Source organism: Novilysobacter longmucuonensis, from assembly GCF_046600735.1.
GTDB lineage: Bacteria > Pseudomonadota > Gammaproteobacteria > Xanthomonadales > Xanthomonadaceae > Novilysobacter_A > Novilysobacter_A longmucuonensis.
On the sequence record NZ_JBJMAW010000001.1, the window covers coordinates 236,757 to 252,573 of the forward strand.

At 69.9% G+C, this 15,817-nt stretch carries 15 protein-coding genes, 1 other RNA gene and 1 riboswitch; of the genes, 12 read left to right on the top strand and 4 right to left on the bottom strand.

The features are described 5' to 3' along the window. Positions 1-104 precede the first annotated feature (104 nt). The 9 genes from glyA (at position 105) to thiL (ending at position 8,688) form a co-directional block, all read left to right on the top strand. Positions 105-1,358: a serine hydroxymethyltransferase gene (gene glyA / locus ACJQWM_RS01090; RefSeq protein ID WP_332707067.1), complete on the top strand. Its 1,254-nt coding sequence runs from the start codon at positions 105-107 to the stop codon at positions 1,356-1,358. Between the two features lie 93 nt (positions 1,359-1,451). After that, the gene (nrdR, locus tag ACJQWM_RS01095) at positions 1,452-1,973 is read left to right on the top strand and encodes a transcriptional regulator NrdR (RefSeq protein ID WP_332707070.1); all 522 of its coding nucleotides are present in this window, start codon (positions 1,452-1,454) and stop codon (positions 1,971-1,973) included. Between the two features lie 4 nt (positions 1,974-1,977). Further along, on the top strand, positions 1,978-3,126 hold the full coding sequence (ribD, locus tag ACJQWM_RS01100; protein ID WP_332707072.1) for a bifunctional diaminohydroxyphosphoribosylaminopyrimidine deaminase/5-amino-6-(5-phosphoribosylamino)uracil reductase RibD: 1,149 nt from the start codon (positions 1,978-1,980) through the stop codon (positions 3,124-3,126). Next, on the top strand, positions 3,123-3,932 hold the full coding sequence (locus ACJQWM_RS01105) for a class I SAM-dependent methyltransferase (RefSeq protein ID WP_332707075.1): 810 nt from the start codon (positions 3,123-3,125) through the stop codon (positions 3,930-3,932). Before ribD ends, ACJQWM_RS01105 begins: the two co-directional genes overlap by 4 nt. A 324-nt stretch (positions 3,933-4,256) precedes the next feature. Further along, positions 4,257-4,480: riboswitch (FMN riboswitch) on the top strand. Between the two features lie 137 nt (positions 4,481-4,617). Beyond that, positions 4,618-5,220, top strand: a complete 603-nt coding sequence (locus ACJQWM_RS01110) for a riboflavin synthase (RefSeq protein WP_332707077.1) — start codon at positions 4,618-4,620, stop codon at positions 5,218-5,220. Continuing rightward, positions 5,217-6,326, top strand: coding sequence for a 3,4-dihydroxy-2-butanone-4-phosphate synthase (gene ribB / locus ACJQWM_RS01115; protein ID WP_332707080.1), 1,110 nt, complete (start codon positions 5,217-5,219; stop codon positions 6,324-6,326). Before ACJQWM_RS01110 ends, ribB begins: the two co-directional genes overlap by 4 nt. A gap of 274 nt (positions 6,327-6,600) precedes the next feature. Then, positions 6,601-7,068: a 6,7-dimethyl-8-ribityllumazine synthase gene (gene ribH, locus ACJQWM_RS01120; protein ID WP_332707083.1), complete on the top strand. Its 468-nt coding sequence runs from the start codon at positions 6,601-6,603 to the stop codon at positions 7,066-7,068. Further along, positions 7,065-7,526, top strand: coding sequence for a transcription antitermination factor NusB (nusB, locus tag ACJQWM_RS01125; RefSeq protein WP_332707086.1), 462 nt, complete (start codon positions 7,065-7,067; stop codon positions 7,524-7,526). Before ribH ends, nusB begins: the two co-directional genes overlap by 4 nt. Positions 7,527-7,644: 118 nt before the next feature. Further along, positions 7,645-8,688, top strand: a complete 1,044-nt coding sequence (thiL, locus tag ACJQWM_RS01130; RefSeq protein WP_332707089.1) for a thiamine-phosphate kinase — start codon at positions 7,645-7,647, stop codon at positions 8,686-8,688. Between the two features lie 160 nt (positions 8,689-8,848). Here thiL and ACJQWM_RS01135 read toward each other — a convergent pair whose 3' ends face one another. The 4 genes from ACJQWM_RS01135 to ACJQWM_RS01150 all read right to left on the bottom strand — a co-directional run bounded on the left by ACJQWM_RS01135 (position 8,849) and on the right by ACJQWM_RS01150 (position 12,876). After that, positions 8,849-9,439, bottom strand: coding sequence for a uracil-DNA glycosylase family protein (locus ACJQWM_RS01135; protein WP_332707101.1), 591 nt, complete (start codon positions 9,437-9,439; stop codon positions 8,849-8,851). Positions 9,440-9,441: 2 nt separating this feature from the next. Next, positions 9,442-10,821, bottom strand: coding sequence for an FAD-binding oxidoreductase (locus ACJQWM_RS01140; RefSeq protein ID WP_332707092.1), 1,380 nt, complete (start codon positions 10,819-10,821; stop codon positions 9,442-9,444). Positions 10,822-11,010: 189 nt separating this feature from the next. After that, positions 11,011-11,421 carry a YraN family protein gene (locus ACJQWM_RS01145; protein ID WP_332707095.1) on the bottom strand — a complete coding sequence of 137 codons (411 nt, stop codon included), beginning with the start codon at positions 11,419-11,421 and terminating at the stop codon, positions 11,011-11,013. Positions 11,422-11,433: 12 nt separating this feature from the next. Continuing rightward, positions 11,434-12,876: a penicillin-binding protein activator gene (locus ACJQWM_RS01150; RefSeq protein WP_411306617.1), complete on the bottom strand. Its 1,443-nt coding sequence runs from the start codon at positions 12,874-12,876 to the stop codon at positions 11,434-11,436. A 209-nt stretch (positions 12,877-13,085) separates the two neighbouring features. On the opposite strand from ACJQWM_RS01150, the gene rsmI reads away from it, so the two are divergent. The 3 genes from rsmI (at position 13,086) to mraZ (ending at position 15,748) form a co-directional block, all read left to right on the top strand. Next, on the top strand, positions 13,086-13,910 hold the full coding sequence (rsmI, locus tag ACJQWM_RS01155; protein ID WP_411306618.1) for a 16S rRNA (cytidine(1402)-2'-O)-methyltransferase: 825 nt from the start codon (positions 13,086-13,088) through the stop codon (positions 13,908-13,910). 402 nt (positions 13,911-14,312) lie between these two features. Then, positions 14,313-14,682, top strand: an RNA gene (rnpB, locus tag ACJQWM_RS01160) — RNase P RNA component class A. 619 nt (positions 14,683-15,301) lie between these two features. Beyond that, positions 15,302-15,748 (top strand): division/cell wall cluster transcriptional repressor MraZ, encoded by a 447-nt coding sequence (gene mraZ, locus ACJQWM_RS01165; RefSeq protein ID WP_332707684.1) that lies wholly within the window; start codon positions 15,302-15,304, stop codon positions 15,746-15,748. Positions 15,749-15,817: the final 69 nt, after the last annotated feature.

Here is a 15,817-nt window from a genome sequence, read left to right on the forward strand (position 1 = left end):
GCTGAAGCCGCTCCTACAAGAAGCCGCCGATGGACCGGAGCCGGGCCATGGATCGGTATCTCTCGGCTAAACTCGACGTCCTCCCCATCCCACCCGGAGCGGCAATGTTCCCGCGCGATGCCCGTATCGAAGGTTTCGACCCCGAACTCGCCCAGGCCATCACTGACGAGCGCGCCCGCCAGGAAGACCACGTCGAGCTGATCGCCAGCGAGAACTACGCCAGCCCGCGGGTGCTGGAGGCGCAGGGCAGCGTGCTGACCAACAAGTACGCCGAGGGCTATCCGGGCAAGCGTTACTACGGCGGCTGCGAATACGTCGATGTCGCCGAGAAGCTTGCGATCGACCGCCTCAAGCAGCTGTTCCAAGCCGACTACGCCAACGTCCAGCCGCATTCGGGCTCGCAGGCCAACCAGGCGGTGTACCTGGCGCTGCTGCAGCCGGGCGACACCATCCTGGGCATGTCGCTCGCCCACGGCGGGCATCTGACCCACGGCGCCAAGGTCAACTTCTCCGGCAAGTTCTTCAACGCGGTGCAGTACGGCGTCGATGAAAACGGCCTGATCGATTACGCCGAGGTCGAGCGCCTGGCGACCGAGCACAAACCGAAGATGCTGGTTGCCGGGTTCAGCGCGTATTCGCAGGTGATCGACTGGGCGCGCATGCGCCAGATCGCCGACGGCATCGGTGCGATCTTCTTCGTCGACATGGCCCATGTGGCCGGCCTGATCGCCGCCGGCGTCTATCCGACCCCGCTGCCGCATGCGCACGTGGTCACCTCGACCACCCACAAGACCCTGCGCGGGCCGCGCGGCGGCATCATCCTCGCCCAGTCGCCGCCGGAGGATCTGGTCAAGAAGCTGCAGAGCATCGTGTTCCCGGGCATCCAGGGCGGCCCGCTGATGCACGTGATCGCGGCCAAGGCGGTCGCATTTAAGGAAGCGCTGGAGCCGGAGTTCAAGCAGTACCAGCAGCAGGTGGTCGACAACGCGCAGGCCATGGCGAAGACGATTATTTCCCGCGGCTACAAGATCGTCTCCGGCGGCACCCAGAACCACCTGATGCTGGTCGACATGATCGGCAAGGGCATCACCGGCAAGGACGCCGAAGCCGCCCTCGGCCGCGCCCACATCACCGTCAACAAGAACGCGGTGCCCAACGATCCGCAGAAGCCTTTTGTGACCTCCGGTCTGCGCATCGGCACCCCGGCGGTGACCACCCGCGGGTACCGGGAAGACGATTGCATCGCGCTGGCGAACTGGATGTGCGACGTGCTGGATGCGCCGAGCGATGAGGCGGTGATCGCGCGGGTGCGCGAGGCGGTGACGGCGCAGTGCCGTGAGTTTCCGGTGTATGGCTAGGTTGGGACCGGGGACCGGGGACCGGGGACCCGGTAAAAGCAGAACCGACTCTCCCGGGTCCCGGGTCCCGGGTCCCCGGTCCCGGCTCCTCTGATGCACTGCCCCTTCTGCCAGCACACCGACACCCGGGTGATCGATTCGCGCGTGTCCGACGACGGCGCCACCATTCGCCGGCGGCGGGTCTGCGAGGCGTGCGGTGAACGCTTCTCGACCATCGAGACGATCGAGCTGAAGCTGCCGGCGATCATCAAGTCCGATGGCCGCCGCGAGGCATTCGATGCGCGCAAGCTGCGCGCCGGGTTCGACCGGGCGTTGCAGAAGCGCGCGGTGCCCGATGAACAGATCGAGGCTGCGGTGCGCGCGGTGGTGCACCAGCTGCGCATGACCACCGAACGCGAGCTCGCATCGCGCCGGGTCGGCGAGTTCGTGATGGCCGAGTTGCGCAGGCTCGATCACGTCGCCTACGTGCGCTTCGCCTCGGTCTACCGGGCGTTCGAGGACGTCGCCGATTTTCGCGAGGAGCTCGACCGGCTCGAGAGCGACAACGCCGGCGAAGACCAGTTGCCGCTGCTCGGGGGTGAGCCCGCGCCGCACGGCAAACCCAGGAAGCGCTGATCGCATGTCCAGTCCCGCGTCTCCAGGCCCTGGCCCGACCCCCGGATTCTCCGCGACCGACCACGCCCTGATGGCGCGCGCCTTGCGCCTGGCCGAACGCGGCGCCTACACCACCAAGCCCAACCCGATGGTCGGCTGCGTGCTGGCGCACGGCGCGGAGGTGATCGGGGAAGGCTTCCACGCGCGCGCCGGGCAGGCCCATGCCGAAGTCCACGCCCTGCAGGCGGCCGGCGACCGCGCCCGTGGCGCCACCGCATATGTCACCCTGGAACCCTGCGCGCACACCGGCCGCACCGGCCCGTGCGCCGATGCGCTGATCGCCGCCGGCGTCGGCCGGGTGGTCGCGGCGATGCGCGACCCGTTCCCGCAGGTCGACGGGGCCGGTTTCGACCGCTTGCGCGCGGCCGGCATCGAGGTCGCCAGCGAGCTGATGGAACTTCAGGCGCGCACGCTCAACCGGGGCTATCTCTCGCGGCTGGTGCGGGGCCGGCCATGGGTGCGGGTCAAGCTCGCCACCAGCCTGGACGGCCGCAGCGCGCTGGCCAACGGCGATTCCAAGTGGATCAGTGGCGAGGCTTCGCGCCTGGACGTGCAACGCTGGCGCGCGCGGGCCGGCGCGATCGTGACCGGCGCCGGCACCGTGCTGGCCGACGATCCCTCGCTGACGGTGCGCCTGGGCGAGGACACGCCCGATTCGTCGCGAGATTTCGTCGCGCCGCTGCGGGTGGTGCTCGATGCCGGCCTGGCCACCGTGGCGCGCGGTCGCGTGCGCGAGGGCGATGCGCCGACGCTGTACATCCACGCGCCCGACACCAAGGTCGGCCGCGGGCTGAGCGCGCAGACCGCGGTGGTCGAGGTGCACGGCTCGCGGTTCGATCTGGCCGCGGTGCTCAAGCTGCTGGCCGCGCGCGGGGTCAACGAGGTCCAGGTCGAGGCTGGTGCGACCCTGGCCGGGGCCTTTCTCGCCGCCGGCCTGGTCGACGAGCTGCTGCTGTACGTCGCCCCGGTGCTGCTGGGCTCGCAGGCGCGGCCGTTGTTCGACGGGCTCGACATCGCCAGCATGGCCGAACGCATGCGGCTGCAGATCGTCGAGACGCGGCGCATCGGCGAGGACCTTCGCCTGCTGCTGCGCACGCCGGACGCGCTGCCGTGAAAGTGCCCGACGCGCCGACGCCTTCTGGTTCGCGCGACGTAGCCTCGTTCAAGGATCACTTCTCCGGCGTCGCCGACGCCTACGCGGCGGCGCGCCCGGAGTATCCCGACGCGCTGTTCGATGCGCTGGCGGCGGTGGTGCCCTCCGACGCGCAGGTCTGGGAGCCCGGCTGCGGCAGCGGCCAAGCCACACGCGGGCTGGCGCAGCGATTCGCACGCGTGCACGCGTCCGATCCGAGCGCGCAGCAGATTGAGCGGCATTGGGGTAGGGCGGCGCCGCCCAGTATCACCGTTGCGGTCGAACCGGGAGAGCGCACCACGCTCGCCGATGCCAGCGTGCAACTGGTCGCGGTCGCCCAGGCGCTGCACTGGTTCGACCGCGCGCGCTTCTTCGCCGAGTGCCGGCGGGTGCTGGCACCGGGCAGCGTGCTGGCGGCGTGGGGATATGGCGATTTCCTGGTGCCCGACGGCATGGCCGTGGCGGTCGCCGACTTCCGCACGCAGATCGAGCCGCACTGGCCGCCCGAGCGGGCCCAGATCGATGCACGCTACGCCGGCTACGACTGGCCGTTCCCGCCGCTGCCGGCACCGGAATTGTCCTTGCAGGCGCGCTGGACCCTGCCGCGTTTCCTCGGCTATCTGGCCAGCGGCTCGGCCAGCGCGCGCTGCATCGAGGCGACCGGCGAGGACCCGGTCGCCCGACACACCGCCGCGCTCGCCGCAAGCTGGGGCGATGCCGAGACCACGCGCACCATCACCTGGCCGCTGTTCCTGCACCTGCGCCGCAAACCCGATATCCGGCTGTAGGAGCGGCTTCAGCCGCGATCCCCAGCCGGTCGCCCGTGCCGGTTCCCGATCGCGGCTGAAGCCGCTCCTACAAATTCCGGCCGACGTAGAACGCGGTGAGTCGAAGGCGAATCGCTGCATCGTTGACGACCCCAGCGCCGCCGCGAGGCAGCTCGGGGCGAACCCAGGGGCTTTGGCCCCGACAGGATCCGGTGTAGGAGCGGCTTCAGCCGCGATCGAACCTGCGCCGGCGCCGAACGCACCGTTCCGCGGCTGATGCCGCCCCTACAGGGGCCGGAGCTGGTTGCGGTGCTAGAATCCTCGCGCCGCTGCGGCGGCAACTCATAACGTCTTCAGGGCGGGGTGGAACTCCCCACCGGCGGTAAGTCGGCTGGTTGCCAGTGCAATCCCGATGAGCCCGCGAGCGCCTCCAGTGGCACGCCTGTGCGGGCCGCCGGAGGGTCAGCAGATCCGGTGCGATGCCGGAGCCGACGGTTGGGCGTCGTGGTCCAGTCCTGCTGCAGGACCGGTCTGCGACTCCCTGAAAGTCCGGATGAAAGAAGACGGCAGCACCCGGCCAGTGCCGGGCGCGTGCCATGCCTTGCGGCGTTTTTCGCTAGCCATTGCGGGAAACGTTCATGCTCACTGCTTTCACGTCCATCGCCACGCAGCGCGATCGCCGCGGCCTCCAGGCGGAGTCGCGCTGATGTTCACCGGTCTGATCGAAGGCGTCGGCCGGCTCGCCGCGCGCGACAGCCGCGGCGGCGATGCGCGCCTGCGCATCGAGGTCGGCTCGTTGCCGTTCACGCAGGTCGCCCTGGGCGAGAGCGTCGCGGTCAATGGCGTGTGCCTGACCGTGGTGGCGTTCGACGCAGCCTCGTTCGAGGTCGACGTCTCCAACGAAACACTCGCGCTCACCACCCTGGGCCGATTGCCGCCCGGCGCGGCGCTCAATCTGGAACGCGCGATGCGCCCCAGCGACCGCCTCGGCGGACATCTGGTCAGCGGCCACGTCGACGGCGTCGGCGAGGTCGCGACGATCCGTGAGGACGCGCGCGCGCAACGCTGGCGCTTTGCCGCGCCGGCCGCGGTGCTGCGCTACCTCGCGAAGAAAGGTTCGATCTGCGTCGACGGCGTCAGCCTGACGGTCAACGAGGTCGACGCCAGCGGCTTCGAGGTCGCGCTGATTCCGCACACCGTCGCGCACACCGCGTTCTCACAGTCCGGCGTCGGCGATGCGGTCAACCTCGAAGTCGACCTGGTCGCGCGCTATGTCGAGCGACTGCTCGGCCAAGGAGTACAGCAATGAGTTTTTCCCCGATCCCCGAATTGCTCGAGGAAATCCGCGCCGGCCGCATGGTGGTGATCGTCGACGACGAGGACCGCGAGAACGAGGGCGATCTGATCATGGCCGCCGAGCTCGTCAAGCCGCAGGACATCAACTTCATGGTGACCCACGCGCGCGGCCTGGTGTGCCTGTCGCTGACCCGCGAGCGCTGCCGCCAGCTCGGCCTGCCGCCGATGGTCCGCGACAACACCTCGCAGCACCACACCAACTTCACCGTCAGTATCGAGGCCGCGGAGGGCGTCACCACTGGCATCTCGGCCTACGACCGCGCCCACACCGTGCGCACCGCGGTGCGGCCCGATGCCGCGCCGCGCGACCTGTCGCAGCCGGGCCACATCTTCCCGCTGATGTCGCAACCCGGCGGCGTGCTCAACCGCGCCGGCCATACCGAGGCTGCCGCCGACCTGGCATTGCTGGCCGGGATGGAGCCGGCCGGCGTGCTGGTGGAGATCCTCAATCCCGACGGCAGCATGGCGCGGCGGCCGGAGCTGGAGCGTTTCGCCGCCGAGCACGGACTCAAGATCGGTTCGATCGAGGAGCTGATCCGCTACCGGCTCGACACCGAACACACGGTCGAGCGGGTCGATGCACGCGAGATCGAAACCGAGCACGGGCACTTTCAGCTGGTCAGCTACCGCGACCGGCTCAGCCACGCGTTGCATTTCGCGCTGCTGCGCGGCGAGCCGGACGCGGGCGCTCCGACGCTGGTGCGGGTGCACGTGCAGAACCCGCTGGCCGATGCGCTGCACTGGCGCCGCGCCGACTTCGGCCCGGCGGTCGGCGACGTGCTTGCCGCGATCGCCGCCGAAGGCCGCGGCGCACTGGTGCTGCTGGGTGACGACCTCGACCCCGACACGTTGCTGGCGCGCGTGCGCGAGCAACCCGACGTGGTCGACCCGGCCCGCCCCGCCCGCGGCCATGCCCTGGCCGAATGGCGCCGCAACGGCGCCGGCGGCCAGATCCTCGCCGACCTCGGCCTGGGCAAGCTGCGCGTACTCGGCACCCCGCGCAAGCAGGTCGGCCTGGCCGGCTTCGGGCTGGAGGTGGTGGAGTACGTGGGCTTGTGATTGGCCGCTGAGGCTCGCGGTCGGGACTCGCGGGACTTGCGGGGCTCGGGACTCGGGAGGAGCGCGTCCGCGGCGCGGCTCTGATGGTGCGTGGCCTGCCTGAAGCTCCCGCTGCATCGGTATTCCCGCCGTTGCCGTTGCCGTTGCCGTTGCTGTTGCTGTTGCTGTCCCCGAGTCCCGAGTCCCGGGTCCCGGGTCCCGGGTCCCGAGCCTCAATCCCGGTCCCAAGGCCCAGCCCGGCTACACTACGTCCCCCGTCTCCATCGACCGCCCCATGCCCCATATCGAAGGCGACCTGCGCAGCCCCGAGGGCGCGCGCTTCGCAATCATCGCCAGCCGCTGGAACCCGCGCATCACCGATACGCTGGTGGCCGGCGCGCGCAAGACCTTTGCCGAGCACGGCGTGTCCGAGGACGCGATCGACGTGATCCGCGTGCCCGGCGCCTGGGAGCTGCCGGTGACCGCGGCGCGACTGGCGATGGCCGGCGGCCATGCCGCGATCGTCGCCCTGGGCTGCGTGGTGCGCGGCGACACCCGCCACTTCGAGCAGGTCGCCGACGGTTGTTCGGACGGGTTGATGCGGGTATCGATCAAGTACGGGCTGCCGGTCGCCAACGGCGTGCTGGCGGTGGAGCTGCACGATGATGCCCAAGCGCGCGCCGGTGGCAGTCACGGCAACAAGGGCGAGGAGGCCGCACTCGTCGCGATCGAGATGAGCCAGCTGCTGGAGCGGTTGCCGTGAGCCGGGCGCCGCGCCGGGACGGCATCGATCCGGTTGCGCGCTCGCGCGCGCGTCGCCGCGCACTGCAGGCGGTCTACGCCTGGCAGATGGCGGGCGCGCGCGTGAACGACGTGATCGCCCAGTTCGCCCACGAGCAGGCCAAGGAAGTGGCCGACCTGGAATACTTCGAGGACCTGGTGCGCGGCGTCGACAAGCACCGGGCCGACCTCGATGCCGCACTCGCGCCGTTCCTCGACCGCGAAATCGAGCAGGTCGACCCGATCGAACGCGCGGTGCTGCGCATCGCCGCCTTTGAACTACGCCTGCGCCCGGACGTGCCGTATCGGGTGGTGATCAACGAGGCGATCGAGACGGTCAAGCGATTCGGTGCCGAGCACGGGCACACCTATATCAACGGCGTGCTCGACCATGCCGCCGCGGCCTGGCGCGCCACCGAAGTGCAGGCGCCGCGCAAGTAGCGCTAGCGCCCTTGTAGGAGCGGCTTCAGCCGCGATGCTTCTTCCAGAGTGCGATCGCGGCTGAAGCCGCTCCTACATCCCGAAGGGTACCCTTGGGGAGCGACCCGGGAGAATCCGCGTGGCCGAGTTCGAACTGATCGACCACATCCGCCGCCGCGCCCTGCAGCGCAGCGACGTGATCCTCGGCATCGGCGACGACGCCGCGGTGCTGGAGGTGCCGCCGGGCAAGCACCTCGTGGTGGCCACCGACACGCTCAACGCCGGCGTGCACTTTCCCGAGGCCACCGCGCCGGCCGACATCGGCTGGAAAGCGCTGGCGGTCAACCTGTCCGATCTGGCGGCAATGGGCGCGCAGCCCGCGTGGTGCACCCTGTCGCTGTCGTTGCCGGGCAGCGATGCGGCGTGGCTGGATGAATTCCTCGACGGTTTTCTTGAACTGGCCCAACAGCATCGCGTCGCGCTGGTTGGTGGGGATACGACTCGGGGCCCGTTGTCGATATGTGTCACCGCACACGGCCTGGTCGAGCCCGACCGGGCGTTGCGGCGCGACGGCGCACAAGCGGGCGACGATATCTGGGTCAGCGGCACCCTCGGCGATGCGGCCGCCGCGCTGCGGCTCCTGCTCGCCCTCCGCCCGGGAGAGGGCGGAAGTGAGGGGCCGGAGCAGACGGACAGGCACCGGGCCGCTCCGGACCTGGTGCAACGCCTCCACCGTCCGACCCCGCGCATCGCCACGGGGCTCGCGCTTGCCGGCATCGCCCACAGCGCCATCGACATCTCCGACGGCCTGCTCGCCGACCTCGGCCATATCTGCCACGCCAGCGCGGTTGCCGCGCAATTGCAACTCGATGCGCTGCCGGTATCGCAGACGTTACGCGACAGCTTCGAGCCCGCCCAGGTCCGCGAGCTGCAGACCGGCGGTGGCGACGACTACGAGCTGTGTTTCACCGCGCCATTCGCGGCGCGGGACACGATCCAGCAGATCGCACGATCGACCCGCACGGCGCTGACCCGCATCGGCCGGATCGAAGCCGGCAGCGGCGTGCGCGCGCTGACCGGGCAGGGGCAGCCGTGGATGCCGCCACGGACCGGGTATGCGCACTTCGCACCTACGAGCGGCTTCAGCCACGATCGGATGCACGACAGCTCGTCCGATTGCTGATCGCGGCTGAAGCCGCTCCTACAACAGCGCGCGCACCGCTCGCGCAGCGCCGGCAATACCTCGCACCGTACGGTGGGCACGATCTTTGTGCCCACCATCCCGGGCGGTGGGCACACAAGACGTGCCCACCCTACGGGCCTGATTGCGGCTGACGCCGCTCCTACAACAGCGTGCGCACCCGCTCGCGCAGTGCCGGCAACACCTCGCCCTCGAACCACGGGTTGGCCTTGAACCAGCCGACGTTGCGTGGGCTGGGGTGCGGCAGCGGCAGGTATTGCGGCAGGTAATCGCGCCAGGCACGCACCGTCTCGCCAAGCGTGGACTTGCGCCGCGCGCGCAGAAAGCCGGCCTGCGCGTACTGGCCGACCAGCAGGGTCAGCTCGACCCCGCCCAGCAACGGCAGCAGGCGCGGGTGCCAGGTGTCGCGGCACTCGCGGCGTGGTGGCAGGTCGCCAGAGGCACCCTTGCCGGGATAGCAGAAGCCCATCGGCACGATGGCCACGCGCGCCGCGTCGTAGAACGTGTCGGTATCGATCTGCAGCCACTCGCGCAGGCGCCTGCCGCTGGCGTCGTCCCACGGCACGCCGCTGGCGTGGACCTTGGTGCCCGGCGCCTGGCCGACGATCAGCAGGCGCGCGCTGCCGGAGGCCCGCAGCACCGGCCGCGGGCCGAGCGGCAGCTGGGCCTCGCACAGCCGGCACGCGTGGATCTCGCCGAGCAGGCGGTCTAGTGAGATGCGGTCCGACGGCATGCTCACGGCGGCAGCAGCTTGCCCGGGTTGAGAATGCCGTCCGGGTCGAACACCGATTTGAGTTGCCGCATCAGCGCCAGCGTGGCCCCGGTCACCGCCAGCGGCATGAAGTCGCGCTTGGCAAGGCCGATGCCATGCTCGCCCGACAGCGTGCCACCGAGTGACAGGGTCAGCGCAAACACCCGCGCGAGCGCCGCGTGCGCGCGCTCGAGCTGCGCGGCGTCGGCCGGATCGAACAGCAAATTTACGTGCAGGTTGCCGTTGCCGGCGTGGCCGAAGCAGACGATCGGCAGCTCGAACTCGCGCGCCAGCACCTGCACGCCGTCGACCAGCTGCGGGATGCGCGAGACCGGCACCACCACGTCCTCGTTGATCTTGCCCGGCGCGAGGGTGCGCAGCGCCGGCGACAAGGCCTTGCGCGCGGCCCACAAGCGCTCGCGCGCGGCCTCATCGGCGGCGTCGTCGAGCGCGACCAGACCTTCGCCTTCGGCCGCGCGCATCAGCGCTTCGACGTCGTGCGGCAGGGTGTCGGCATCGCCGTCGGTCTCGATCATCAGCAGTGCCCCGGCATCGGCCGGCAGGTCGGCGCCGCCGACGTCACGCGCCAGCCGCACCGCGTGCGCATCCATGAACTCGAGCATCGACGGCGTCACCGGCTGCGCCATCAGCCGCGCCACCGCCTGCGCCGCAGTCGAGACGTCGCGGTAGATCGCGCGCAGCGCGCGGTGGGCCGGCGGCGACGGACTCAGCCGCAGACTCGCCTCGACGATCAGGGCCAACGTGCCCTCGCTGCCGACCAGCAAGCGCTGCAGGTCGTAGCCGGTCGAGCCCTTGGTGGTGGCGGTGCCGCAGACGATCAACTCGCCGGCGCCGGTGACCGCGGTCAGCGCGAGCACGTTGTCGCGGCTGGCGCCGTACTTCACTGCACGCGGACCGCCGGCGTTGCACGCCAGGTTGCCACCGATGGTGCTGAACATCGCGCTGGTCGGGTCCGGCGGCCAGAACAGCCCGTGCGGGTTCAAGGCGGCCTGCAGATCGCCGTTGAGCACGCCTGGTTCGACCACTGCGCAGCGATCGCCCGGCCGCACTTCGAGAATGCGGTTCATGCGCTCGAACGACACCACCACGCCGCCGTCGACCGGCACCGACGCGCCGGTGGTGTTGGTGCCGCGCCCGCGCGCGACCACCGGCACCCGGTGCGCGCGGCAGGCGCGCACCAGCCCGAGGACCTGCTCGCGCGTGGTCGGCAGCGCAACTGCGTCGGGCAGCACCTCGCGCCGCGAGTTGTCGTAGGCATAGGTCAACCGCTCGCTGGCATCGGTCAGCCAGCCGTCGCCGAGCAGCTCGGCAAGTTCGCGATGCAGTGGGGAAGGGAGCGGCATGGTGTCTGGAGGGGCGGAAAAGCTTTGACGCGGATCAGGGCAGAAAAAAGCGGATAAGGATCAACAGAAGAACGCATATTGGCGGCGCCGGCTACCGGGCTGGCAAAACGTTCGACCAGCAGGTTTCCGATCTGAATTATCTGCTCTTATTCCGTGTCGATCCGCGTTGATCCGCGTCAGGGCCTTTCTTCAGCAATCATCCGCGCGAAATGCGTCACGCAGCCAGGTCAGCGTGGGTGCGGCCGGGTCGCCCTGGGCTTCGACCACATCGAAGCGGCATGCGGCGTTGGCGTATTGCCGGTGCGTCAACAGGAACGCCTGCGCGGCGCGGACTAGCTTGCGGCGCTTGCCGGCGTCGATCGATGCGGCGCCGCCGCCAAATGCGGCGCTGCGGCGGTAGCGGACCTCCACGAACACCAGCATCGCGCCCTGTCCGCCGCTGGTCGCCTGCCGGCCGTCATCGAACATCACCAGATCGAGCTCGCCGGCGCGGAACGTCGCATTCGCCGCAACCAGGCGCAGGCCGGCCGCCTGCAGATGCACCCGCGCGGCCGCCTCGACCGCGGCACCGCGGCTGCGCCGGTCGATGACGTCCCTCATCGGGCAGGCGCCCTAGCGCCCCGGGCCGGCCAGCGGAACCACATGGCCGCTGATGAACGTCGACCACGCCGGCGTGCGCCGCACGTGGCCGAAGCCATCCAGCCGCAGCGTGCCGGTGGCCCCCTCGACATGCGCATCCAGGCGGGTCGCCAGATGCTCCAGATAGGCCGTGAGCAGCCAGGCGTCGTAGCCGAAGGCAAACAGTCGTGCGGCCGGGCCCCGGGCCGTCGGCAGCGTCTGTCCGGCGCTGGTGACCGGCGGCAAGCCGCGCACGCCGCGGTTGGTCCAGGCCTCGCTCGGGAATGCAATGCCGTCGAGCACCTGGTCCTGCTCGGCATTGCCGGTGCCCGAGAGCAATTGCGAGGTCGCCACCCGCGGGATGTCGGCCAGGCCGGCGAGCGCCAGCTTCGGGATCAGCTCGCGCGCGGCGCTGCCACGGATCGCAAGCAGCACCGCGTCGACGCCGCCCTCGCGCTGCGCGAACGGCGCGAGATCGGCCGTGGCCGCACCGACTACATCGGTCACCACGCCGCCGCTTTCGGTCAGGCGCTCGCGGAACGCCGCGACCGCACGGCGCTGGCTGTCGTCGCTGCCCTCGACCACCAGTACCCGCCGCGCCCCGCGATCGGTCAGGTAATCGGCCGCGGCCAGACCCTCGTCTTCGGGCGACAGCGAAAATCCGGCGTGGCCGGCTGGTGGGCGCACCACGCCGCGGTTGAGTGCGAGCACCGGCACCGGCAGCGCGGCGCGGTTGAACAAGGCGCCGACCTCCTCGCGACCGAGCGGGCCGAGCACGAAGTCATTGCCCTCCGCGCTGGCCTGGTCGTACGCGGCCACGGCGCCGCCCGGCGTGCCCTGGGTGTCGTAGAAGGTGACCTCGGGGCGGCGGCGTTGCTCACCGTAGTAGCCGGCGAGAAGTCCGTCGCGCACCGGCGCGGCCGCGGCCGACATGTCGCCCGACAGCGGCAGCAATACCCCGAGCATGACCGGCGGCCGGTAGCCATCGGTATCGGCCGGCGGGCGGATGCCTGACCCGAACTGCCACTGCTCCCGATCGAACGCACGCGGCGCCGGCATGCCCCGGCGCAGCAGCGCGCGGCCAGCGTAGTTGTACAACGGATCGCCCGGCGCCAGCGCGGCGGCTTCGCGCGCGAGCGTCTGGTCGTCCAGCTGCGACAGTAATGCGTCGATCCGCTCGTCGTTGGCCTCGCGCGCCGCGCCGCCCAGCGCGTCGCTGCCGCGCGCCAGCTCGGAGGCCTGCGCGGTGACCGGGTGGACGCTGGGCTGCGCGGAAGCGGATGGCCCGACCGCGCGCGTCTGCACCGTGCCGCACGCAGCGAGCACGCCCGCCACCAGCACGCCGGCCAGCAGTGGCCGCAACGGGCCCGACAGCGCGGATGGGAATGACTCGATCTTCGACAGCGCGGCCCGGGACCGCAGGTTCGGAAGGCTCATCGGCGTGCGTGCGCCGCAGGGCGGCGTTCTCAGGGGAATGACCCGATTCTACCCGTCCGGCTGGGCCGGCACGGTCGCCCGCCCGGCCAGCACGTTGCGCAGGGTAGGAAACGAAGCGGTGGGCTGCACGGATGCACTTCCCCGGCGCCCCGTGGCCATGGCGCCCGTGGCCGAGACAGCATCGGCACCGACCACTACCATGCTGCAGGATGCACACCCCCGGCACGCTCCACATCGTCGCGACCCCGATCGGCAATCTCGGCGACCTGTCGCCGCGCGCGCTGGAGATCTTGCGCACGGTCGCGGCGATCTGCGCCGAGGACACCCGCCACACCCGCCAGCTGCTGTCGCACTTCGGCCTGGAACGTCCGCTGCTGGCCCTGCACCAGCACAACGAGGAAGCCCAGGCCGCGCAACTGGTCACACGTCTGCAAGCCGGCGACTCGCTGGCGCTGGTGTCCGATGCCGGCACGCCGCTGGTCAGCGATCCCGGTTTCCGCCTGGTCCGCGCCGCGCGCGCCGCGGGCGTGCGGGTGTCGCCGCTGCCGGGCGCCTGCGCCGCGATCGCCGCGCTGAGCGTGGCCGGCCTGCCGTCGGACCGGTTCGTGTTCGAGGGCTTCCTGCCGGCCCGGGCGAGCGCGCGCCGCGAGCGGCTGGCGCGGTTGGCCGCCGAGCCGCGCACGCTGATCTTCTACGAGTCCGCCCACCGGATCGAGGAGGCGTTGGCCGACATGGCCACGGCGTTCGGCGCTGCCCGCCCGGCGGTGCTCGCGCGTGAACTGACCAAGCTGTTCGAGACCGTGCTCGATGGCGATCTTGCGGAGTTGCGCGAACGTGTTGCGGCCGATCCCAACCAGCGCCGTGGCGAGTTCGTGCTGATCGTCGAGGGCGCCGGCGACGATGCCGACGCCAAGCTGATCGAAGGGCGGCGCCTGTACGCCAAGCTCAGCGAACACCTGCCGCCCTCGACCGCGGCCAAGCTCGCCGCCGAGCTCAGCGGGGCGCCGCGCAAGGGGCTGTACGGCGGGGGCTGATTGCTGGTCAGCAACAGCAACAGCGGAGTGGACGGTTTCTCGGCTTCGGGTGGGCGTCGCCCTGTCCGGGCATTGCTGCCCGGTTCGGGCGGCCATCCATGGCCGCACTCACCGCCGTGCGCCATCCATGGCGCACTCTTCGCAATACCGGGACAGGACGCCGCGCCGGCGTGTGCGGTGCGCAGCGTTGTTGGCTAGGTTGTCGCTTCGCTTCCATCGGATGCGCACGCTTTTTTGTAGGAGCGGCTTTAGCCGCGATCGGAAATCGTTCGCCCGCGCCGATTCCAGATCGCGGCTAAAGCCGCCTCCGACAAGTGCCCCTGCTTCGTTCTGAACCAAGCCTCTTTGATGAGCGTCACAAACCCGTCGGCGATGCTCGCCAACCGGTAGACTGCACGCGGCGGAGTCGGCCAGGCAGTCGCGTCATCCGCATGCACCTCGGTGCGTGAGGGTGCCGAGGAAAGTCCGGGCTCCACAGGGCACGGTGCCAGGTAACGCCTGGGCGGCGCGAGCCGACGGAAAGTGCAACAGAGAGCAGACCGCCGAACGGTCCCCCCGGGGATGCGTGGCAAGGGTGAAACGGTGCGGTAAGAGCGCACCGCGAGTCCGGCAACGGACCGGCACGGCAAACCCCACCGGGAGCAAGACCAAATAGGGAGGCAATGCCGCGGCCCGCGGTGCCTCCGGGTAGGTTGCTCGAGCGTATCGGTGACGATGCGCCTAGAGGAATGACTGTCCACGACAGAACCCGGCTTATCGGCCGGCTCCGCCGCTTTTGCTGTCGCGCTTGCGACAGCAAAAGCTCCAAAATTTTCATGAAGCAAAATTTTGGACCCTGGCCTTCGCCTCCAATTCCCCGCCGCTGTCGCGGCGCCCCCTTTACTAAAGGGGGCTGCTTGCCGTGGTTGATCGTTGGCAGGCAGATTTCTGCAGTCGCATGTCCGGTCGCAGATCGGTCTTCTTTAGGAGCGGCTTCAGCCGCGAACTCTAGGTCACGAGCCGAGCCGCTCACACGTGGGGCCGCAGCCGAACCACTCCCGCCAGCCGCCACTCCGGAACGGCCGTGTTTTTGCTGCGTTGCGACAATCCATGAGTCGGTCTTTTTCTGAACAGACCACAAGCCGCGACGGAAGCCTCAATCTCAAAATACGAGACGAAACAAGGCTTAGTGGATAACTCTTGAATAAAACTCTGAAGTCTGACGCAAGCCATTGATGCACCTGATGAATTTGGCCCACGGAACTTGTTGACAACCCTCTGGGGCGTGCCTAAGGTGGTGATCCGAGGGAAAGCCTGGTTTTTAGCGGTTTTCCGTGGCCGGATCCGCCCCAGTTGGGCGTTTCCATCGACAGGCTGATCCGCCCGCAGAGGCGGGCTTCCACAGGTGCGCAATGTTCCAGGGCGAGACCGCGATCACCATCGACGACAAGGGCCGGCTGGCGGTGCCCACCGCCCACCGGGACGTCGTCGCGCGTGAGTGCGGCAACCGCCTGGTGATCACCTACAGCCCGTTCGAGGCCGGCTGCCTGTATCTCTATCCGATGCCGGTCTGGGAGCGCCTGCGTGACCAGGTCAACAAGCTGCCCAGGACCCGCAGGCACAGCCGCATGATGCAGCTCAAGCTGGTGGGTGCGGCGACCTTCGTCGAGCCCGACGGCAATGGCCGCATCACCGTGCCGGCCAGCCACCGCGCCGCGGTGGGGATCGAGAAGAAAGCCGTGCTGCTGGGCATGGGCGACAAATTCGAGTTGTGGAGCGAGCAGGCGCATCACGCGCAGATCCGTCAGACGATCTCTGATGACGATCTCAGTGACGAGCTGCTCGACCTGCAGCTATGACGGGCGGTGGCATGGAGCGCCCCGATGCGCCCTCCGGCCACCCCCAAGCCTCGCAGACGACGGCCTCGG